Here is a 22,342-nt window from a genome sequence, read left to right on the forward strand (position 1 = left end):
GAAATGGCGCTGACCGTATCGTTTTTCAAAACATCATCAGTCGCAACCGATTGAGCGAAATCATAAGACTTTGTTAAAATATTCACTAACTCAGTTAGTTTTGGTAACTGCTCAACTAAAGTGTTCAATGATTCCTGAACCTCAGGGTTTAATAATTGGTCCAGTACATCTAATTGTTTTTGGCTGGCATTAAGTTGTTCAGTTTGTGATTGGGTAATCGTTTCTGACATATCCAATTCTCCTTTGCAATAAGCATTTTGTTGATGTAAATAGAAAAACTTGTAAAATATTACACAATGTGTGGCAAGAAAAAATACTAACAAAAATGTAATAAAAGCTAAACTATAGTATATCCCTTTAGTTCCGTGAAAACAGCTGATTTTTAAAAAAAGATTCATAAAATAAACTTTTCTCGCTTATTTAAGTACAGATTCTGCTGGAAGATTCCATTCTTTACCTAAAAAGGACTTTGAGGGTGTCTATCATCATCGCCTGTCATACATATTTCCATCTTGATTTGCCATCCTAAATGATGGAGGTGAAATAATGTGACTGATTCAGAATCTAAACTTACAGAAGAGAATGATGATAAGAAGCTTCATAAACTGGTTGGCAGTATGGAATATACTAAAGCACAACTATCGGAAGGCATGAATGGAATTTCTGAAGTTTACCTCAAAAACAGTGAGGAAGGCACATCGGAAGCACCTGATAAATAATCATGTTGCGTAAGCATAGCGAAACAGTTATGGTTCCTTGATTTTTAGAAACTTCTTACCCTTGTAAGTTGTTTGACTATTCTAAAAATACCCTTGACTTTATGGTGGATTGACGTAAGATAAAGTATATAGCCATAGTGAACAGGTAGTTTTATCTAGCAAATACTACTCTGCCATCGCCTTAAATGGACTTGGGGATTTAAAAGATGAATTCTATAAATAACTGTCGAATCTAATAGACTTCGCCGCCCAGCGAAGCTAAACCTAGATCAAAAACCAGTTATATCAATGATTGCTTATTGATATGACTGGTTTTTTTTATTTCATCATGTTCCTTTTTTGGCTAAGAAAATCCAGCGGCTGACACTCTTTCACACAGTTCCATTAAGTGGTGAAAGGGATACGAAGCAATGTCAAAAGGTATGAATTTTTTAAAATCTTGTAGCAGGGGTGGGAATTAAATGATAGGCACGAAGCAAACTAGGCTCGCAATTGATGTAGGCGGAACATTTACGGATGTGTTCGTTTTTGATGAAAGCACGAAGGAGATTTCAATCACGAAAACGTCGTCGACTCCTCAGAATCCAGAAATCGGCATTTTGGATGGAATTGCAAAGGCGGAAATAGATTGTGAAAATATTAAAGTGTTTTCCCATGGTACAACAGTGGGCACCAATGCCTTGATTGAAAGGAAATTGCCAAAGACAGCATTGATCACATCCACTGGATTTCGGGATGTATCGGAAATCCGCCGAGGAACCAAGCTTGAGTTATGGGATACATATGATGATGTAGCCAAACCGTATATACAAAGAAGAGACCGTTTTGAAGTGGAAGAGCGCATCGATTTTGCAGGGAATGTCTTGACGGAAATCAATGAAGAGGAAGTACGTACACTGGCAAGGAAATTAAAAAGACGCGGTACCGAATCCATTGCGGTTTGCTTCATGAACTCGTATGTAAATGGAAGCAATGAGGCGAAAGTGAAACAAATCATCCAGGAGGAACTCCCGGACGTCTATATATGCATTTCAAGTGAAGTCCTTCCTGAGATTTTTGAGCATGAGCGCATGAGTACGACGATCGTCAATGCGGTTTTAGGACCGACTGTCAGCAACTATATTAAAACCCTTGAAGGTGAAATGAATAAACGGGGGTATGAAGATGATATATTAGTGCTTCACTCCGGCGGAGGGGTAATGACATCCCAAACCGTACCCCGTTATGCGGCAAGGCTCGCAAGTTCCGGAATCGCTGCAGGTGCGATTGCCAGTAAACATATCGCCCAGCTTTGCGGGTTCAATAATGCCATTGGGCTGGATATGGGAGGAACGAGCACCGATATTTCCTTGATGCATGAAGGTGATTTACGGATTACTAAAGATTGGTATATCGAGTATGGATATCCGATCGGTTTCCCAAGTATCGAAATCTTGACGATAGGGGCAGGAGGAGGAAGCTTGGCTTGGGTGGATGAAGGCGGTTCTTTACGCAATGGCCCTCAAAGTGCAGGCGCGGTACCTGGACCTGCTTGCTATAGCAGGGGTGGCGTGGAACCGACCAATTCCGATGCCAATATTGTATTGGGACGACTTGGCACAAAACTATTGGATGGGCAAATGGAACTTGATAAACAAAAAGCGATAGAAGTCGTGGATAAGATCGCCAAGAAATTCGATTATACGATTGAAGAAGCGGCGAATGCCATCACACGGGTGGCCAATGCCAATATGTGTGATGCGCTAAGGCTGATTTCAGTCAGAAGGGGATACGATCCCCGCGACTTTGCACTTGTGGCTTTCGGAGGCGCTGGACCCTTACATGGAGCGTACCTCGCCAAGGAAATGGAAATCCCGACTGTCATCATCCCGCCGCATCCGGGTGTTGCCGCTGCAATGGGATGCCTGTTGGTCGATGTTCGTCATGATATATCCAAAACCTATGTCAAGAATGTCAAGGATGTATCGTTAATGGATTTAGAGAGGGAATTCATCGGAATGGAAAAAGAGGCCGCGGAGTTATTGCAAGAAGAAGGGGTCGCTAAGGAAGCTTCCACATTGGTGCGCTATATTGACATGAGGTATATGGGACAGTGGCGTTCTTTGGCGATAGAAGTCGATTGCCCGATTTCTTCATTGGAAGAGACCCTTGACCGTTTCCATCAAGAGCATGAACGGGAATTTTCTTTTTCCGATAAAGAACAGACCGTGGAAATCTACGGGCTGCTCGTTACGGCTATCGGAACTGTACCAAAACCTGAATTCCCGACTTATGAACCAGGGGGCACACTTGCTGATGCCTTGAAGGAAACGCGTGATGTCTATTTCGAAGAGGAAGGGTATGTGAATACGAACGTGTATAACCGGGAACTCATTCCGGCCTTTTCTGAAATCCCGGGGCCTGCCATCGTGGATCAGCTTGATACAACGACTGTCATTCCGCCAAATTTCACGGCAAAAGTTGATAAATACAGAAACTTGATTCTTTCCCAAAATAAATAAAAAGAGGTGGATTTCATTGTCGAATAAACAGTTAATTGACCAATCTGGAGTTGGAACAGGTTTAGATCCGGTGACATTTGAAGTGATAAAAAATGGCTTCGTTAACCTTGTAGATCAGATGGCTGAACAAATCCTTCGGACATGCTATTCCTTCGTCATTTATAATCGGGATTTCAGTTGTGCGCTTTGTGATGCAGAAGGAAATACAGTCATGCAAGGGACGCAGGATATATCGGTCCATGTAGGAACACTGCATCTAACGGCAAAGGCGGTGCTCGAGGACTTCGGGGGTGATATCCACCCCGGGGACGTATTCTTGGTCAATGACCCGTATCGGGGCGGTACTCATTTCAATGATACACGGGTTCTCTTGCCAGTCTTTCATGAGGACAAGCTGATTGCGTTCATGCAGACGAATGGCCACTGGGCCGACATGGGCGGCTCGACACCTGGCTCCTTCGATATCAATGCCAAGGAACATTTCGGCGAGGGAGTGAGAATTCCGCCGCTAAGGATATATAGTAAAGGAACATTTTTAAAAGATGTGGTCAATGTGCTCGTTTCAAATATGCGCGTCCCTGAGGAACGAGTCGGCGATCTTCGTGCTCAAGTGGAAGCGGCCAAGGTAGGCGAGCGCCAGTTGTTTGCCATCATCGAGAAGTATGGAATCGATACGACTTTGTCTGCCTTTGCGGAAGTGCAGAATTATGTGGAGCGCTTGGCGAGGGCCAAGGTTGCGGCTTTACCGAATGGAACCTGGGAGACTGTGGATTATATTGATATGGACCCGGAAGCCGGAGACGGCCTGATTCCGATCAGGGTTAAGATGACCATCACGGATGACGAGATCCATTATGATCTTTCTGGTTCACATTCTTATATCGGCTGCTTTTTGAATGCCGGTTTCGGGGCATCTTTATCAGCAGCATACTCGGGAACCAAGACATTTTTTCCTGAAATCCCTTTGAACTCCGGCTTTTACAGAGTGGTGAAGATTGAACTTCCGGAAAACTCCGTCGTCAATGCCCCGGCACCGATTGCCGTAACCGGTTTTTGTTCAGGGGCCTATGAAAAAATCATGAGTGCGTGCTTCGAACTCTGGTCCAATATCATGCCGGAAAGAGCGATTGCATGCTCATTTAACCTGGAGTATTTACTTATCGGCGGTTGGGATCAACGCCAGGAGCAAGATAAATACTTCATGTGGTATGACTGGATGGCCGGCGGTCATGGAGGACGCCATGACCGGGACGGTGTGAACGCCACTTCGCCGACATTCGGTTTGGGCCTCAGTGTACAGCCTTGCGAAGGGCAAGAAAGATTGTCACCCGTCGTGACGATGAAGCATGAAATCATCACCGACTCTGCCGGGCCGGGGAAATACCGCGGCGGGTGCGGTGTAGAAAAGGGCGGTACACTCACGAATGTCAAAAACACCGTCATGTCCTATTGCTGTGACCGTTCCCGTTCAATAACATGGGGGATCTTTGGAGGGCTTCCTTCTTCCCCGCATGGAGCATGGCTGAATCCTGGCAAAGAGGACGAACGCTATTTAGGTGCGATTTTCTCAAATGTGAAGGTGCAGCAAGGAGATTCCTTTGTACGCCCATCCGCTGGGGGCGGGGGACTGGGAGATCCGCTTGAAAGAAATCCCGAAGATGTCTTGGAAGATGTGATCGATGAATATGTTTCAATTGAGCGAGCCAAAAAAGATTATGGAGTCGTGATCAAGGAAATCGATAAAGATCTCGATTTATTTGAAATAGATGTTGAAGCAACGGAACAAGCTAGGTCGTATATCAGGAGCAACCGTAAACAATGGCTTGAGGAAAACGTACAAAGAGTCGAAGATAAATTCGCCGATGGCGAGCTGGATAGTCTGGATGTCATTCGCCAGTATGGTGTCATCATCGATTATGCAACGAATAAAGTCCTGCCAGAATCAACAAAACAGTTCCGTGAATCCATGAAAACCCGTTCATTGGCTTATTGGAAGTAACGTGAAAAAGGGTTCCGAATTCATTCGGAACCCTTGATTGTAGATGGAGCCAAGCCGAGGAGGCTCCCCGGCCGCCCGCGGAAAGCGAGCGCCTGAAGCGGAAGACAACCTTAATGGAAGCCCATCAATTCCTTCACATGTTTACAATTATCTTTGGAAGTGAGCATTTCCAAGAGCGTAAAGGCAACATCGAATGCAGTGGAAGGATTGTAGGATGTAATGATATTGTCCGTGACGACAATCGGTTCATTAACGACAATCGCACCAAAATCTTTTAGCTGCCCTTGTCTCATACTGGTTGGGTGGTTGTATGTAGTGGCTTTTCTTCCATTCAATATCCCGCTTTTTCCTAGTGGGAGAGAACCTACACAAATGGTTGCTATGATTTTGTTCTTATCATGAAAATGCTTGATCACATCAAGAAACCTCTGATCATAGGCATCCTCATAGAAACCGGCTTCTTCAAATCCTCCTGGAATGGCCAAAGCATCGTAGTCATCAAGGTTCACTTGATTGAGGGTCAATTCGGGCTGCACGATGAAATTCCATGTGCATTTCAATTGTTCATGAAGTCCAACCGTAACCAGGTCAGTCGTACCATCACCCTCTAATTTATTCCAGCCCAATACATCTGTAAACACACTTGCTTCTACCGCTTCGAATCCATTGGATAGCAGCATCAATACTTTTTTCATCGTGAATCCCCCTTATTTATAGTTGTGTTTATTATATAAAAAGCAAATTCCCTAATACATACAATAAATTATGTAATCATTTCATTTCTGTTTATTTTATAATGTATTTAGGTGAATTCTATTAACAATAAAAAGTGGGTGTGATTGAATTGGATCGAACGGATAAAAAGATACTTTCCTTGCTGGAGAATAATGGGCGCATGTCCATGAAAGAACTGGCACATGAGGTTTCCTTAACGGCTCCAGCAACGAAGGAACGGGTGAATAAATTAGAGGAAAGCGGAGTGATAAAAGGATATAAAACGGAAATATCACTTGAAAAACTTGATAGGCGCATAACGGCATTCATATTATTCGAAACGGATAGATGCAAAGACTTTTATCAATTTAGCTTGAACCATCCGGAAGTACTGGAATGCCACCGGTTAGCCGGTCAATACAGTTATTTGATTAAAATAAGTACATTTTCGATGGAAACGCTGGAAGACTTCGTCGATGAAGCCATTAAATATGGGAAATCGTCCACCCATCTGATTTTTTCCTCCGCATCGAAGAATGTTTTTTCAGGCGAGGAGATGTAAGCAGGATTTAAATTATATGCTGTCTCAAACTCTTTAATATATAGCAATTAGCAGGAAAAAACTCCACCCATCTAGAAAGTAAATAGTAACAAAAATCACAGTTGGAGTTCAAAAAGGGAGTGGGGAAGAGTGAGTTTTGTTTATGAGGAAGAAAAGATAATGGAATTCCTTTTGCAGAATAAAAGTGAATTTGAAGAATATCTTTTATCAGAAGCTGTCAATGTCAGGGATAAAATTGAAGAAATTCTGCTGATTGGAAATGTCGACCTTTTGAATAATGCCCATAAGCTCATCCGTTATATAGTGGAACAGAATGAAAATGATATAGTCGCATTTGCCGAACAAGAGGGAGTTACGTGGGCAACCCACTCTTTGACGCTTTCGTTCAAGCTGGAATGGATTCAGGCCATCCGCAGAACGCTTTGGACATTTCTTTATAAGTTCGAAAGTGCAAAAGTAGTCTTCAGTGAATCCAAAACCTTTTTTGAATTAGAGAAAAAAGTGAATGAAAAGGTTGATGTATTTCTTAAATCCTTTTTCGTCAGCTACTCCGATTACAAAGACAAATTGATTCTTGCTCAGCAAAGCTTGGTGGAAAATCTATCCGTCCCGATCATTCCAGTCACTTCCACTACCTGCGTCCTTCCGTTAATTGGGACAATCGATAATACACGTATACAGATAATCGAGGAAAAAGTATTGCAGGAGATAGGTGAACGGCGGATACAGACCTTGATCTTGGATTTATCCGGTATCATCGAAATGGAAGTTGAAATCATTAATGATTTATTGAAAATCCTCGATGGAACGGCAATGATGGGGTGTAAAGCTGTAGTGACTGGATTACGCCCTGAAGTGGTAACGAAAATGATCCGTTCAGGGGTCCAAATCGAGAATAGAGCTGAAACAAAGGGGACGCTGCAGCAGGCCTTGAAGGACTATCTTGTAGTCACCTAAAATAAGTGAAGTGGGAGTCTCCATGTTTTGGTGACTTTTTTTTGTAGGTAATTTGGAATATAAAGGAAATGGTTTTGCTGTTTTTTTCGACTCGGATAAGTAGATATGTATAGAAATTGACGTACAACGATACATTCATTCATTATGGGAACAAACTTTTACTGATTCTCGAAATGTAGGTATGTAGGAAACTAGGGAGATCACAGTAAATCAAGATCAAAGGATCGTTTGTAGGTGTAAAAAATTCCTAATGAAGGTTAGCCTGAAGCAGGTTAACTTTTTTTATTAATCGTTAAGTAGCGCCGACTATCCGCAAACACCCTCATTCTTATATGGTTTAAGATCCACTTCTGAATCTCCATCTTCTAAAAAAAAAACTTTGTGCCGACTTCTTCCCCTTACATTCCAACCAATAACACCTTTCTATAATTATAGTGAACTTTCTTTCTCACTTGATGCGTAAAAAAACAACTTGTAAGTCACTAAAGAAAAGCAAAATCATGAGTTTCTTAAATGGAAACGCAAAAATCATTATTGAAACAATGTTTGAACTTTTTACTTATATAATGATTTTCATGAAGTTGAACCAAATACATGCAACCTTTCTTGTTCCTTTCCCTATCTAGATAACTTAGGAAACTCATTTTTATTGAAAGGCGCAAATATTCTAGTGATTGGCATCTTGTATGCATTAAAGGCATTGGGTAGCTTCGATATTTATGCAGCAGCCTATCAACCTACAACAGGAGGAATGGAGATGGTGAAAAAATAAGAGGTATGTTCATAGTTTTAAGGTCTTTGGAGAGGGATTCAAGAAAGATATTGTAGCAACTTCATTTATAGGCATTTAAATCTTCATAAAAATTAAAGGGGAATTGAAAAAATGAATTTGAAAAAAGTTATATTTAAAGGAATGGCAGCAACAGCCTTGTTAGTATTCGTGACACCTACATTTGCAAGCGCGGTTGATCCAACTGAAGTATTAGGAAGTGAAAGCGGTAAAGGAGCCACTTCTCATGGCCATATCACAATAACGCCAGCAGATGAAACAACAGGTCCAACTGACCCGATCGTTCCTAGTGAACCGGATGGGGAAACAGGAAATACAGGGGCATTAACAATTGATAATGTCTCGCCTTTAGAATTTAATACCCACCAATTATCCGGTGGAGCTGTGGAATATTCAACAACTACAAAAAATCCAAACGTTCAAATTACGGATATTCGTGGTACTGGTGCTGGCTGGACATTACAGGTGTCAACTTCACCATTCAAGGATCAAACTGATGAAACGAAGATTCTAAAAGGTGCTTCTGTTACACTTCCAATCGGAACTGCAGTTACAACTCCAGGAAATGTTTCGCCTGCACCAGAACTAAGGGCAGTACAATTAGGTACTGATTCTGCAGTAACTACACCACAAATCCTTATGACTGCTGAAAAATTAAAAGGAATGGGAACGTGGGTGGATCAATTTGAACCAAGCAGCTTGAAAATAATTGTTCCTGCAGGAAACTTAGCTGGAGAGTATGTCTCAACATTAACTTGGAGTCTCTTGGATGCACCACAATAATAAAAAATGAGGTGAGGGAGATGAAAGCAATCACCCTGTCAATAGTAGGAAGTGTGATACTGGTTGGAATGATCTTTTCGACAAATTCAGCCGAAGCAGCTGTAGTGAATAGCGCTATTTCCAAAAATTACATTAACTTTATTGCGGATGAGGGTATGACCAAACCGGTAGATCCTGCTAATCCAGATAACCCAGCTCTACCGAGTCCGATTGATCCTATAGATCCAGACAATGGCGGAACGGGAAATAGTGGATCTTTAACGTTGGACTATGTCTCCAACATCCATTTTGGAACACAAAAAATTATGGGTGGGAACACTACTTATAACGCAAATAATAAAGATCCCTATGTACAAGTTTCAGATAAACGCGGAACGGGTGAAGGATGGGCTTTGACAGCAAAGGCCTCTGAATTAAAAATTAGCACTGGGGAACCTTTACAGGGTGCTGAGTTAACATTCAAAAATGGACAAGTAAAATCACAATCATCAAATGTTTCTGAACCGCCAACGGCTTATGACGTTACATTTGATAACCGTGATTCAAAAAAATTCATGGATGCACCTTTAGAAACTGGCCGTGGAACATGGCTGGACGTATTTTCAGGTTCTGACAGCGATAATAGTAATGTGCAACTAAAAGTTTTGGCTGGTTCAGCTGAATCCGAAAGTTACAGTGGTACCGTAACATGGGAATTAACCAACGCACCTAGCCAAATACTCAATAAATAGAGCTTGGCTTTATAAGAAATTATGTAAGCCAAGTTCCATTTATATATCTCACATCATGTTGAAACTAGAGGGGGATATAGATGAAAAATGGTTTCTTTATTTTGATGATGTCCTTATTGATTGGATTGGGAATCATTTCGCAAAATGAAACAGCCTTTGCTGGAACCATGGAATATTCAATCAAAGCCAATATTCCAAAAAATCAAATCAATAAGAAGTTGACTTATTTTGACTTGTACATGAAACCGGGGGCCGAACAAACGATATCTTTAACAGTGAAAAATAACTCGAGTGAAAAAATCGACTTAATGATTGAACCGAATACAGCCGTAACCAATCAAAATGGAGTGATTGATTACAGTAAAAATAATCAAAAAAAGGATAGTTCATTAAAGTATGCATTAACTGATCTCATTTCTCCAAAACAAAAAGTAACGTTAAAAGGAAATCAAACGAAAAAAGTGCCTTTTACGATTCAAATGCCAGATGAATCATTTGATGGAGTGATTTTGGGTGGATTCTATGTGTATGAAATAAATCAAGGAGACAAAAAACAAGAAAATGATAATGTTCAAATCAACAATGAATTTTCGTATGTGATTGGTGTCAAATTGACCGAAACGGATAAAAGGGTAAAACCTAATCTGAAGTTAAATAAAGTTCAAGCAGGGTTGATGAGCTATCGCACAGTGGTGACTGCGAATATACAAAACACGGAAGCTGTGATTGTAAATAACTTGGAAGTAAATGCTCGAATTACGAAAAAAGGAAAAAGGAAGATGCTTCACTCAGCAGAGAAAAGTGACGTATCCATGGCCCCGAATTCTAATTTCGATTTCCCTATTAGCTGGGAAAACCAAGCGTTAGAGCCTGGCAAATATCATATATATATAACGGCAAATGACGGAGATCAAACCTGGAAATTTGACAAAATGTTTGAGATTAAAGGTGATGATTCAAAGAAATTAAATAAAGAAGCAGTTGAATTGGAAAAAGACTATACACTTATTTTTGTAGGAATCGGCGTGCTAATTGCGGTATTAATCATACTGATTAATATTTTACTAAGAAGGAAAAAAAGCGGGGAAAAGCATGAAAAAGAGTAAGATATTTACTAGAATCACTTTCTCATTTCTCATTATTATTGGCTTATTTTTTTCAAGTCTTCAAAGGCTGGGGCCAGTGGACATTCAAGTGGAGGCAGCCGGTCCAGTAGAAGATAATCCTCCATTCAGTATTATTTTGGATGGTCTATTTACCACTCCATCAACAGGGTCAAATAGCTCCATCATTAACAGTCAACTGGTTTCAGTAACCCCTGGAACCGTAAGTCAAAAGGGGGCAATTTGGTCAATCGACGATCTTAAAATGGATTTAACCAAAGATTTTACAGCATCTATGTATTTGTATTTTGGGAATAATGGGGCTAATGCAGCAGATGGTATGGCATTTGTGATGCATAATGATTCAAGAGGTGTAAATGCTATAGCAAAATCTGGGGCAAGCTTGGGGGTTTGGGCAGACGAAGGCTATAATGAATCGAAAACATCGGGCATTCAAAAAAGTTTTGCTGTTGAGTTTGATACCTATAAAAATGATGGTGAAAAGAGTTATTTTGATACTAATGTTAACGATGACCATGTTGCATGGGGTTACCCAGGGAAAACCGACACTTATATAGATTATTCCTTTGGTGTTTGGCCAGTACAAAGTAATAGGAGAACCATGAAACATAATAACGTAGATGGCAATACTGGCGTACAGTATCCTGGTCTGTTATCAAATGGTACATGGCGTAAATTCGAAGTGACATGGGATGCTGCAAGCCAAGCACTTACGTATCAATTAGAAGGGTTAAATGCGATTACTGTTGCTGTAAATGCACAAGATGTTTTTGGCTCTACAAAAGTTTATTGGGGATTCACTGGTTCAACAGGTCCTACTTACAAGCAAACCAATCGTGTCGCTTTTGATAAAATACCGGCTTTAGTAAATGCAGAAGTTGAGCAAACGATAACGAGACAGGATGATTCTGTTGTCGGAGAGGGCTCTTCAGTATTTAAAGGTGATGTATTAACCTATACGCTTTATTCGAAATATAACGGTGGTTTACAAAATTGGAAAAATATCATCTTGAACACGGTCTTGAATGATCATGTTACGTTTATCCCAGGCTCTATGACATTGACAACCCCTGGTGAGACTGCAGCATTAGATGATAATTCGTGGTCAGGGCAATCCTTGGCACTTAGTATTCCAAATATGAATTCCACTCAAAATGTAGCGACCGTCTCTTTTCAAGTGAAAGTCAATGCAACAACGGAAGCTGCCTCAGTTACTGAAACAGCTAGGTTTAATGGAGATAACTTGGTGATTGATACCAATTCAATTGATTATGTCATCCAGCCTAATCAAGCACCAGAAGTAGCAATAAATGATGCTGGCCCTGTTTACGTATCCGAAGGTGAAGATTATGAAGTGTCAGGAACTTGGAAAGACAGTGATAATTCTAAAGGCACTTTTTACTATGAATTGAATTCAGAGGAAATCCAATCTGAAGAAAAAGAGAAAGATGTGTCTTCCGATAGTGCCGACTGGAGTTTTCTCCTTTCAAAAGACCAATTACATATGGGGGAAAACACTTTTGAAGTGTATGTAACGGATGAAAATGGAGGAAAGTCCAATGTAGCAACGCTACTAATCATTGTTGTAGAACCGCCATCTCTTACACTGGTTGATGCTGATACGGAAATACCTATTGATTTAGGAAGTGGCTACACAATAAAAGGGACATGGAGTGATGCAGATAGTGACAAAGTGGACCTATACTATGTGCTGGATAAAGGTGAGCCAATTAAATTTGCATCTGGTTCAGCAAATGTTGCTGATAAAGGGGAAGAAGTCAGCTACGAGTATACCATTCCAGCAGATCAATTATCAGTAGGGACACATGCTGTAAATGTTTATAGTGTGGATGATACTGGTAGACAATCGAACGTGGAAAAACTCACCCTGAACGTCATTGGACAAGTTAGTTTCACCAATGTTGCAACGGATGTTAGTTTTGCAGACATGGAAATTCCTACTCAAGCGACATTTGCAAAACGAAATGCCGATTGGGATATTCGCGTGAAGGATACTCGTGGTACCGGTAGTTCGTGGCGGCTGACGGCTACTTTAAGTGAAGATTTTTCTGATGGAGCTGGACATTATTTATTAGATGCCTTAACTTTTGTTGATAAAGTTGGAAAAGAAGAAAAAATGGTACTAGGAGTTGCCATGAATGTTTTTGAACATACAACCAAAAGTATGGATGAGATATCCATACATTGGCGAGAAAATCAGGGAATATTATTAAAAATGGAACCTTTTGTCTATATAGGTGATTATAAGGGGAGGATTAAATGGGATTTAGTGGATGCGCCATGAAAAATAAAGACTATGGTTAATAATTTTTTAGATGATCGAATAAAACCAAATCAAACGTGTTCTTCTCCTTTTTTAAAGTGACGATAAGTGAATTTAAATTGAACGAGCCGACGAAGCTTGTAGAACATTGTCTATCGTTTGAATGGACGACTTTACAAGGCTTAAGGGTGTCCTAATGGGCATGTATTTGCGTCAGGCATGCCCATTTCGTAGCTAGCTAAAACATCCTATGCATACGATTGGGTCTAGTTTAAATCTAGTTTCAAAATCGGGCAAGTGTACCTGATTTATTTAAAATGAAAAATGTAAAAAGCTCGGTTTCGCTTTTTCTTGTACACTAGCTCCTAATAGACAGCTCATTTTCGTTTTAATAAGTTGGTAAGCCCTTCGATGCATACTGGCTTCCTCTAAATGTGAATGAGGATTTTTTTGTATATTCTTTTCTAAAGAAGTGAGTTTAGGAAACCTGTATAGCCCTTATGATCGGTCAATATAGGTTTCCTTTTTCTTACATATAGATCCTTACTGCGCTTCTCTAAAACGTTCATAGCACTTAGTTCCGGAGAAAGGTTTCCACTGAATAAAAGTCTCCTTCTTTATGATCTTTATACATTTAATCCAATTATTTAGATCCGAGTTTGGAATAGAGGATTCTTTTTCTTCTTGCACTACAAATTTAGCAGCAGGAAATCATTTTAATGACCTTATTGGGTAGGTTCAAAAGCGGTATATAACAATTCATATTTGAACTAGTGTTCCAAGAAAGAAAAGGTGCAGATGAAAATGGGATTATTCAGGGAGTTTACTTAAGTATTTAATGGGTATAAGGTAAATGCATTTAGGGCTAAGGTCTTATTTTAAGTGGACAAGTAAGAAGAGGTGATAGTATGAATCGATTTTATAAACGTTATTCAGACGTGGTTTTTCACTTATTTAAAGATAATAAATGGAGTAATTTGACTGAATTATCTGATAAAACAGGGTATTCAAAAAGTACAATCCGGCGTGATTTAAAATTCCTGGAGACTTTAATCCCAGAGGGATGGGGTTTTGAGAAAAGTGAAAGTCTTGGAATATGTCTTATTAAACCTGAAAATGGTACTTTAGAAAGTTTATTGGTGCAAATAAGAGAGAAGAATTCCTATTTTCACATATTAAAGTTAATCCTTTTGAATGATGGTGTTGATATTTCACAGATTTCTCAAGAGGTGCATATTAGTCGTTCCACCGCATATCGTCATCTTGAAAAATTACAGGAGGTAGTACGGGAAGCAGGCGTTGACTTATCTGCTAGCCCATTCAAAATAGTAGGAGATGAAAAAAAAATCCGACGCTTTATCATGCAAAATTTGGATTTTGCGACATTGGAAACCTATCCCGATAAAGATTCTCTCGATGAAAAGGAATTTCAAACAACTTTACTTCAATTGTTTTCAAAACATTCGATGTCATTTCGGACTGGTGCCTTACACCGACTTACAATGATTTTATATATATCTAACCTTCGTGTTTCCATGGGTTATTTCGTTTCATATCCAAAATCAGTCTTAATTAATTATGAAGGCAGTAAGTATTTTGAATTCTCCAAAGAACTAGGACATTATATGGAAAGATGCCCCACACGAGATATCCAGCTTCAGGAAATATTTTACTTAGCGATTTATCTCATGAGTGAGGAAAAACCACTTAATAGATCACAACATCTTCGATACCTTCGAAACAGAATGAAAAGTAAACGAGGGTTTCCATTGACTCAATTTTTAGACTCCCTTTCTGAATATGTTTGTTTTAATCTATCACAAGATGATATCTTCTTGTTTCATTTATACCAAACATTAAAAAGAATATCACTTGAAACAGAATTTGAAATGGAGACTGTAAGGAATTCCATGTTTCAATATCTTCCATATTTCGAATATAATCCAATTTTTCAGACCATAGAGGAACTGGCTACTAAATCTTTCTTGACAGTTCCGCTTAAAATTAAGAAACTGGATGTTTTGGAAATATTCTCACTCCTTCAGGCAGCCATTTTACGAAATAAGAATCAACACACAATAATAGTTGCTTTAGTATGTCGTACACATACCGAAAAAGATTATATAAGGGAAGTGTTAAAGTATCACTACGGAAATCAGGTTAGAATTTCAACATTCGATCCCTCCAGCAGAGAGTTGATTTACAAGTATGAAGAGATTGATTTAATCATTTCGACGGAAGAAGACACCGGTGTATTTCAGAAAATTCCGGTAATTAAGGTATCCTCTTTTCCAACTCCTTCGGAATTAATGCAAATTAAACAATTTTTTGAAGATCATTTTTTGACCAATTCAGTATGGACCCGGGATTGATTTATCCATATCAAAAAATGAATGCCGTTGTTAAATGATTCACTATGCAGAAAAAACAGATTCGATTTTATTTTGCACAAACGAATGCTACCAACGTCAGGAAAACATTGGTAAAGAGGGAATACCCAAGAAACGGGTATTCTTAGGTACTCCCTCTTTACCAGGGGTTTCACTTCAGCAATGAATACACATATGTATCATGAGGGATACCGTTTTGGTAAATATAACTCCTTAATATTCCTTCCTGGATGAAGCCCAGCTTAAGCAAGAGCTCACTTGATGGCTGGTTTTCCAGGAAAACGACCGCGCCGATGCGGGTTAAATCAAGGTCGTTGAAACCGTAAGCGATAATTTCTTTAAGAGCTTCTGACGCAAATCCTTTCCGCCAATGTGCTGGATGGAGTTCATAACCGATTTCCGCCCGTCTGTATTTGGGACTGTGGGCATGAAAACCGATGGTACCAATCAATTCCCTTGTGTCCTTTCTTTCAATCCCCCATCGGATAGCTCTTTTTTCAAGATAGTTTTTTGCAAAAGACGCAATGATATCCTTCGCCTGTTCGATATTTTCCAATGAATCCTGGCCATAAAAGCGGGTGACTTCATCTTTTGATAAGCATTGGAAAACCGCTTCCGCATCACTTTCACGAATTTCCCGAAAGTGTAACCTTTCCGTGTTCAATTCAGGAAACATGTTAATCCCTCCTCATATATCCGTTTTATGTCTATTCGGCTTCCGCGATGTTTTTTCCTTTATTATGAAGCGCCTATTTTGCCGGTATTTTCAGTGGTAATCGGACAAGCTAACAATAGCTTTGAAAGAAGGGGAGATAGATCATGGGAAAAAAACATCGTAACCGTACTGGTTCACCGAAAAAAAATAACCATATTCCGAAAGCGGACATCATTGCAGAACATGAAGCACATGGTAAAGAATATTCTGCGAATAAACGAAAGAACGGCCCTGGTTCCAATACAGATTGAGTAAACTTGGTGACCGCTCTTGCCTTTAAAGGGAGAGCGGTTATTTGTGTTGCTTGCCACCGGAGGATCCATCCTATATCTTAAAGAATGAAGAAGCATTGAAGGGAGTCAGGATGATGAAAGCACTTGTTTTTGATGATTTCGGCGGGCCCGAAGTTCTGTCTGTAAGGGAAATTGCAGAACCTGAACATTCAAGATCAGCCGTGATCGTACGAATGAAAGCAATCGGATTGAATTTTGCCGATGTATATAGAAGGAAAGGGAATTATCATTTGGTGGGTGATCCCCCATTCATTCTAGGGTATGAGGGGGCAGGGGTCATTGAATATGCCGGGGAAGATGTCCATCATGTGAAAGCTGGTGATCGTGTCGGGTTCGCTGATGTTCCCCATGCCAATGCGGAGCTGGTTTCAGTTCCAGCTGATAAACTGTTGCCTCTGCCTGAGGACATTTCCTTTGAAACGGCCGCATCCGTTTTACTTCAAGGATTGACTGCCCAATATTTAACCCATGACAGTCATCAAGTTAAAGCAGGTGAAACCATTCTGGTCCATGCCGCTGCTGGTGGAGTCGGTCAATTACTGACACAGATGATCAAGATGAAGGGCGGTCAGGTCATCGGCTTGACCTCAACAAATGATAAAGCGGCGGTTGCCAAACAAATGGGGGCGGCTCATGTTTTCCTTTACGGTTCGGACTGGGTGGATTCCATCAAGGCTGTAACAGGGGGGAAAGGCGTTGATGTCGTTTATGAATCAGTGGGCCAAACCTTGATGGATAGTTTCGAGGCGACCAAGACTGGAGGAACGGTTGTATTTTTTGGAATGGCAGGCGGTGATCCAGAGAAAATCGATCCAAGAATGTTAATGGATACATCGAAAGCATTGATAGGCGGAGATCTTTGGAACGTCCTGACTACCCATGAAGAACGGACAAGAAGAACAGCAGAGCTGTTCCAATGGATTCTGTCCGGGGAAATCCTCATCAAGGAACCGACTCTTTTCTCTTTGGAAAATGGGGCCGATGCACATAGACTTCTTGAAAGCCGGAAAAGTTCAGGGAAAATATTATTATTACCATAACAAGTCATAAGGGCCTTCCATTCTAAATGGGGCCCATTTCCTTTTATAGCCTGCCTAGATTCAACACCTTATTCATACTGATGTTCAAAACCTTTTTCAGTTCCTTTATATAGACCCATTCCTAGACCCTTAGAATAACTCCGGATAAATGCCCTTGCCCAGGCAGGGGTCATGGCCTGCCTTCAAAAAAACTGCTGCCCAAGTTCCCTTATCCACAAGGTCCATAGGCAATACACGAGTTCAGGGGAGTAATCCACAATGTGCCAATCACCAAACCCAATCGTCATTCTGCAATTCACAGTCGGCCTTCGTTACAAGCAAAAAAAGAGAACGGATCCGTTCTCTTGGAAAACAAATGACCTATTAAAAGGCTTAAACCGGGTGATTATTTAAGAGGAAATGGGGAGAACGTCGAGACGCTCCTTTTGGATCGCGAAATAGGATTGGAGGGTTTCCTTTTTCTTAGTGAGAGGGAAGTTCCGGACAGCTGGGGCCACTGCATGATTGCCGAACTTAAGAAGCAAGGTCAACAGCCTGTCCAACTGGTCATATGTATCGTTTCTAATGCGCGTCATATATTCTGCCGCGACCTGCTTATCAGCATCGGTACTTTTCCTTTTTCCCTCTGCCCGGAATTCTTCTGTCACTGTCTTTACACGGGAAATGAGCCATGTTTCGCACCAGTCGTTCAGCACATGACGGATGAAGTCTGCTTGATGGTACTTTTGGAGAATGGGTTTGATATGTTCAGCCATTTCCAAATCATTCACTTCCCGGCAGAGAGCTTTCTCGGAGATGTTTCTATGAAAATGAACGCGTTCAAGCAGGCTTTTGATGGATTCCGCCTGGTGGGCATACTTGGCCATCTGTTCCAATGTTTCATTGTACATGATCTTGCTTAAGTAAGCAGAGGCTTGTTTTGGGGCAAGAAGTAACTGTTCATTGGCAGGAATCGCCTGGCCAAATTTCTTAAGAGAATGAGAATAGACGAAACGGGCTAACTTCTGAAGTTCCTTTTGGATATCATTGGAGATGTTTGTCGTTTCCTGCAGAAATGAACGGAAAATATATTTGCCTACCCGTTCCAATTCCCTGCATACAGAATCATTGATATGCCCGAGGTAGCCAGAGTCAAAAATCGTTCTCCGCAACCATGTCCTTTCCGCCCTATTTTCCTTATACTGCTCCAAGACGCCTTCAGTAAAGGTGAATACCAGAACTTCTTTCTTTGAAAAAGCCCTGCTCGCAAAAGAAATCGTCACTAAATGGCCTAAAGCGTCATGGATGGCATCGACTGCATCCAATAAGCGCTTCCTCGTGAATGGCGAATTGGAATCAGGAACGATTTCATTATATTCGAATAGAACTTCTTCAGACTTCAAAACGGACATCCGGAAAGCGCCCATCAGCAGCAGCCGTTTTCCATTAATCGTTAAGGTTTTGAAAGCATCGCAATAAAAGAAACGGTATTTCTTGCAATAACGGTCCGTATGCCTGTTATAGCTAAGATTACTTGCAGGACCAAGGTTAAACTTATATAAAATATCTTCACCTTGATGAACAGGCACAAACACTTTTTTTAGTGATCCTTGTGGTGCGGTGAATTTATTGATGATCTGCCTTAAGTACTTTTCTGTCGTTCCGACTCCCCGGGCCATCATATGAAGAGGGCTCTGGATGACCCCGTCCCAATCACTGTGGAGCAAGGCGTACAAACACGTATCGAATTCAGTGGAAGATACATTCCTTAATAGGTATTGGTAAGTTTCTTCATAAATCATAAGGCTTCGCCCCCTTTGGCATCCTATTCTACAGTCTATATAAACATTAAATCGATAAAAGTAGCATCGTTGGAGTAAATAATATTGGTAGTTTTTTTACGTTATTTCGATATATAAAAAAATAGTAAAATAGTTGTACAAAAGTGATAAAATGGGTATATGGAAACGCACATGACAAGGAGAGATTTTTAAAACTATGATAATTTCACTACTCGTTTTCATCTTGAAAGGAATTTTATTGAAGGTGCCAATTGCCATATTGGGGCTTTCCTTGATTCCGCAGAGATGGACAAACGCAATCACCAAAAAGGAGATACCTTTTTTCATTGAACAGGTGCTGAGACTTTTAGTTTCTGCTGCCATACTTTTTTTCGTTATCGATATCATGCTGCTGGATCTCACTGCCGCTGCATTCTTTTCGAGTTTTGCCCTTATACTTGGGCTCATTCTCATCATCGATTCAAGAATTTATGTGTACAGTGCCAGTGAATCTTCAAGCACCCGACGGAATCGGAGGGGAAATGAAGCAGCAAAGCAAGCAAAAATACCTTGGAACGTACATTTCAACAGTTTGCTAGGTGTCGTTTTAATAGCAGCATGGGTCATCATGCTGTTTTACCCCATCACTTTTGCCGCTGATCTGCATGGACTGGCGAAAGTCGATAAGAAAAAAGAGCTGGAAGAAGTTCAAGATATAAAAACCATGCCGCTTGTTACAGTGAAAATGGCTGACGCAAAAGGCGATGCAGCGATTAATAAAATAGAAAATGCATCATATTTCACTGAAGGCGAATACCGTCTAACCAATATCAATGGTGAATTAGCTTATACATCACCCATTGAAATGGACGGTTTTTTGAAAGCGGGGAAAGCGGAATACACACCAGGTTATAATCTGATTTCCGCCGTATCGACGGATAAAGGGGCAAGTACTGTCAAAGGGAAGATGCTGTATGCCCCCTCACAGTACCTCGATCATGATTTGGAAAGAACGATCCGCAAGGCCTATCCGAATAAAATCATCCATGATTCATATTTGGAACCGAACGAAGATGGAAAGCCTTTCTTCGTAGCTTCAGTCGGACATTATTTGAAATATCGCAGCGGTCCCGTAGTGGACGGGGTCGTATTGGTGAATCCGGAAACGGGGGACACGAAATACTATCCTAAGGGAAAAGAACCTAAATGGGTAGATCGGACATACACATTGGAAACAGCACTGGAATATTGGACCTACTGGGGAAAATATATTCATGGGTGGAAGAACCAGTCCTTGATTGGGCCGAAGAAAGATGTCCTGATTCCTAATGAGGATAATATGCAAGTTACGTTTAACGAAAAAGGCGAATTGATTTATGTAGTGGACTTCACCAGGGCTAAATCAAAAGGCAACTCCAAAACCCTTGTAGGTTATGGTGTTTTCAATGCCAAAACCGGTGAAATGACGTACTATAAAGGCGTCACGTCCGTTCTGACTGGTAAGGAAGCAAAGTCCAACGCAAATGCGAGTGAGTTTTTGTCAAAATATCCAGGGTGGAAAGCCACTAATGGAATTTTCTATACGATTTACGGTGCTCCCACTTATGTGATTCCGGTTACAAAGGGCAGCAAGTTCCAAGGTGTGGCGATCGTTTACGCCAATAGTGATAACCCCCAAGTGGTCTTTGGGAAAACGAAAGACGAAGCTTTCCGCAATTATAAAAAGCTGATTGCCTCTTTAGGGAAAGTCAGCGGTGTGACGCCTCAAAAAGGATTTGAGATGAAAGAAATAAAGGGGAAAGTGACAAGGATCAATGATGCCAATCTTTCAAATGGATACGTATTCTATTTAATTGTAGAAGGCAATGCCAAGAGATTCTCGGTGGACCCTGGAGTCAATGAGCTATCCGATGTTGTGTTGACGAATGTAGGGGACCGGGTTGTGCTGAAGGTGATGGATATGGAAGAAGACATCGTTCCAGTCGATCAATTCACGAATCTGGACTTACCGAAGAAATAAAAGCATGATTGAAGCATGAAAAAAAGCATTGTTATCAGCAATGCTTTTTTTCATGTCTTCGAATGATTGTCATTATAAGTCCGATAGATTGAATGAATGGATGGATTCCATATAATATCCTTTTTGAATGACGGCTTTTATTGCGAAGTGCACATTTATCCGTTTCCGCACCCGGTACAGCAGTGAAGCGATTTCTTCTGCCGTCACAATTTGCTCGGGATCACCGACTCTCTCTGGCCATACTTGCTGGACAATCTCTTCCTTTGAAATTAGGTTGTCCAAATTTTCATAAAGCAGCTTAAAGCAATTGAATTCCTTTGTCGGCATTTTAATGGGTGCTTCTTCATTGATGATCACGGTCTGAAGGTGCTCATTGATAGTGACGGTTTGCTGGAACTCGGGGTTCACCGGAGTGAAATCCCTTGTTAAATCGTTGTCGATGGAAATCATGAATTCAATCAGTCCATTTATCAAAGTAATCGAATCTCCCGGCTCAATGCGACAGGGATTGCCCGGTACGAGCGGCATCTGGTTCACCGAGGTACCGTGTTTGCTTGCCAAATCCTCAATGAAGAGCTGTCCCTCCTCCATATAAATCCGGCAATGTTCCCTGGAAACGAAGTCATTGTAAAGCTTGAAATCAGCTTTGGAGTGCTGGCTTGCACGGCCGATCAGCAAGCTTTTCCCTTCAAAAACATAAGCGAATTCCTCTGTTTGGCCTTTGTGCAAGGCTCTTAATACAACCTTGAAAGTTTTATAGATCATTCACTTCATACCCCTTAAAAAGTCTGAATATTAAAACTATTTTTATAGATTTATCATTTTGGCTACATGGCTGTTTAGCGGGTTCAATTTTATAATTATAAATTATCAGTCGCTTACTTACTAACGAAAAATGAAAAAATGCAAATTAGGCACAAAGCCATTATAACAAAGTGGAATGAAGGATGAAGAAGAAAC

General features: G+C 40.7%; 19 protein-coding genes and 1 pseudogene. 15 read left to right on the plus strand and 5 right to left on the minus strand.

Annotation, left to right across the window (positions count from 1 at the left end; translation table 11 throughout):
- Positions 1–230: pseudogene (locus ACQKFG_RS09510) on the minus strand (DUF1641 domain-containing protein); the annotation flags it as partial.
- A gap of 318 nt (positions 231–548) precedes the next feature.
- Between ACQKFG_RS09510 and ACQKFG_RS09515 the strand changes: the two are divergent.
- From ACQKFG_RS09515 to ACQKFG_RS09525, 3 genes are all read left to right on the plus strand, one after another.
- Positions 549–719, plus strand: coding sequence for a hypothetical protein (locus ACQKFG_RS09515; RefSeq protein ID WP_192206534.1), 171 nt, complete (start codon positions 549–551; stop codon positions 717–719).
- Between the two features lie 461 nt (positions 720–1,180).
- Positions 1,181–3,220 carry a hydantoinase/oxoprolinase family protein gene (locus ACQKFG_RS09520; protein WP_427558262.1) on the plus strand — a complete coding sequence of 680 codons (2,040 nt, stop codon included), beginning with the start codon at positions 1,181–1,183 and terminating at the stop codon, positions 3,218–3,220.
- A 16-nt stretch (positions 3,221–3,236) separates the two neighbouring features.
- Entirely contained in the window at positions 3,237–5,219 is a 1,983-nt protein-coding gene (locus tag ACQKFG_RS09525) for a hydantoinase B/oxoprolinase family protein (protein ID WP_228467535.1), read from the plus strand.
- Between the two features lie 110 nt (positions 5,220–5,329).
- On the opposite strand, the gene ACQKFG_RS09530 is transcribed toward ACQKFG_RS09525, so the two are convergent.
- Positions 5,330–5,914: a DJ-1/PfpI family protein gene (locus ACQKFG_RS09530; protein ID WP_427558265.1), complete on the minus strand. Its 585-nt coding sequence runs from the start codon at positions 5,912–5,914 to the stop codon at positions 5,330–5,332.
- 149 nt (positions 5,915–6,063) lie between these two features.
- Here ACQKFG_RS09530 and ACQKFG_RS09535 point away from each other — a divergent pair, with 149 nt between their 5' ends.
- The 8 genes from ACQKFG_RS09535 (at position 6,064) to ACQKFG_RS09570 (ending at position 15,536) form a co-directional block, all read left to right on the plus strand.
- On the plus strand, positions 6,064–6,495 hold the full coding sequence (locus ACQKFG_RS09535) for an Lrp/AsnC family transcriptional regulator (protein ID WP_342614571.1): 432 nt from the start codon (positions 6,064–6,066) through the stop codon (positions 6,493–6,495).
- Between the two features lie 129 nt (positions 6,496–6,624).
- Positions 6,625–7,452: an STAS domain-containing protein gene (locus ACQKFG_RS09540; RefSeq protein ID WP_427558268.1), complete on the plus strand. Its 828-nt coding sequence runs from the start codon at positions 6,625–6,627 to the stop codon at positions 7,450–7,452.
- Positions 7,453–8,101: 649 nt separating this feature from the next.
- Positions 8,102–8,224: a hypothetical protein gene (locus ACQKFG_RS09545; RefSeq protein ID WP_427558271.1), complete on the plus strand. Its 123-nt coding sequence runs from the start codon at positions 8,102–8,104 to the stop codon at positions 8,222–8,224.
- Between the two features lie 111 nt (positions 8,225–8,335).
- Complete coding sequence (locus tag ACQKFG_RS09550; RefSeq protein ID WP_427558274.1) at positions 8,336–9,025, plus strand: WxL domain-containing protein; 690 nt, start codon at positions 8,336–8,338, stop codon at positions 9,023–9,025.
- A gap of 20 nt (positions 9,026–9,045) precedes the next feature.
- Positions 9,046–9,756 (plus strand): WxL domain-containing protein, encoded by a 711-nt coding sequence (locus tag ACQKFG_RS09555; RefSeq protein ID WP_427558277.1) that lies wholly within the window; start codon positions 9,046–9,048, stop codon positions 9,754–9,756.
- A gap of 80 nt (positions 9,757–9,836) precedes the next feature.
- Entirely contained in the window at positions 9,837–10,862 is a 1,026-nt protein-coding gene (locus ACQKFG_RS09560) for a DUF916 and DUF3324 domain-containing protein (protein WP_427558279.1), read from the plus strand.
- Positions 10,849–13,185 carry an L-type lectin-domain containing protein gene (locus tag ACQKFG_RS09565; RefSeq protein WP_427558282.1) on the plus strand — a complete coding sequence of 779 codons (2,337 nt, stop codon included), beginning with the start codon at positions 10,849–10,851 and terminating at the stop codon, positions 13,183–13,185. The genes ACQKFG_RS09560 and ACQKFG_RS09565 overlap by 14 nt, the downstream gene beginning before the upstream one ends.
- Before the next feature lie 887 nt (positions 13,186–14,072).
- Entirely contained in the window at positions 14,073–15,536 is a 1,464-nt protein-coding gene (locus tag ACQKFG_RS09570) for a BglG family transcription antiterminator (RefSeq protein ID WP_427558285.1), read from the plus strand.
- Positions 15,537–15,705: 169 nt separating this feature from the next.
- On the opposite strand, the gene ACQKFG_RS09575 is transcribed toward ACQKFG_RS09570, so the two are convergent.
- Positions 15,706–16,230, minus strand: coding sequence for a GNAT family N-acetyltransferase (locus ACQKFG_RS09575; RefSeq protein ID WP_427558288.1), 525 nt, complete (start codon positions 16,228–16,230; stop codon positions 15,706–15,708).
- A 143-nt stretch (positions 16,231–16,373) separates the two neighbouring features.
- Between ACQKFG_RS09575 and ACQKFG_RS09580 the strand changes: the two genes are divergently transcribed.
- The 3 genes from ACQKFG_RS09580 (at position 16,374) to ACQKFG_RS09590 (ending at position 17,995) form a co-directional block, all read left to right on the plus strand.
- The gene (locus tag ACQKFG_RS09580) at positions 16,374–16,520 is read left to right on the plus strand and encodes a hypothetical protein (RefSeq protein WP_141994063.1); all 147 of its coding nucleotides are present in this window, start codon (positions 16,374–16,376) and stop codon (positions 16,518–16,520) included.
- A 116-nt stretch (positions 16,521–16,636) separates the two neighbouring features.
- Positions 16,637–17,602 (plus strand): quinone oxidoreductase family protein, encoded by a 966-nt coding sequence (locus ACQKFG_RS09585; protein WP_427559678.1) that lies wholly within the window; start codon positions 16,637–16,639, stop codon positions 17,600–17,602.
- Between the two features lie 258 nt (positions 17,603–17,860).
- Positions 17,861–17,995: a hypothetical protein gene (locus tag ACQKFG_RS09590; RefSeq protein ID WP_349730549.1), complete on the plus strand. Its 135-nt coding sequence runs from the start codon at positions 17,861–17,863 to the stop codon at positions 17,993–17,995.
- On the opposite strand, the gene ACQKFG_RS09595 is transcribed toward ACQKFG_RS09590, so the two are convergent.
- Positions 17,992–19,383 (minus strand): hypothetical protein, encoded by a 1,392-nt coding sequence (locus tag ACQKFG_RS09595; protein ID WP_427558291.1) that lies wholly within the window; start codon positions 19,381–19,383, stop codon positions 17,992–17,994. The two genes, ACQKFG_RS09590 and ACQKFG_RS09595, sit on opposite strands and share 4 nt — an antisense overlap.
- Positions 19,384–19,579: 196 nt before the next feature.
- Here ACQKFG_RS09595 and ACQKFG_RS09600 point away from each other — a divergent pair, with 196 nt between their 5' ends.
- Positions 19,580–21,382 carry a hypothetical protein gene (locus ACQKFG_RS09600; RefSeq protein ID WP_427558294.1) on the plus strand — a complete coding sequence of 601 codons (1,803 nt, stop codon included), beginning with the start codon at positions 19,580–19,582 and terminating at the stop codon, positions 21,380–21,382.
- Between the two features lie 72 nt (positions 21,383–21,454).
- On the opposite strand, the gene ACQKFG_RS09605 is transcribed toward ACQKFG_RS09600, so the two are convergent.
- A complete protein-coding gene (locus ACQKFG_RS09605) occupies positions 21,455–22,147 on the minus strand; it encodes an FHA domain-containing protein (protein ID WP_192206521.1) in 693 nt (230 codons plus the stop codon).
- Between the last annotated feature and the right edge of the window lie 195 nt (positions 22,148–22,342).

The organism is Peribacillus sp. NPDC076916, from assembly GCF_050269675.1.
GTDB classification, from domain to species: Bacteria; Bacillota; Bacilli; order Bacillales; family DSM-1321; genus Peribacillus; species Peribacillus aracenensis.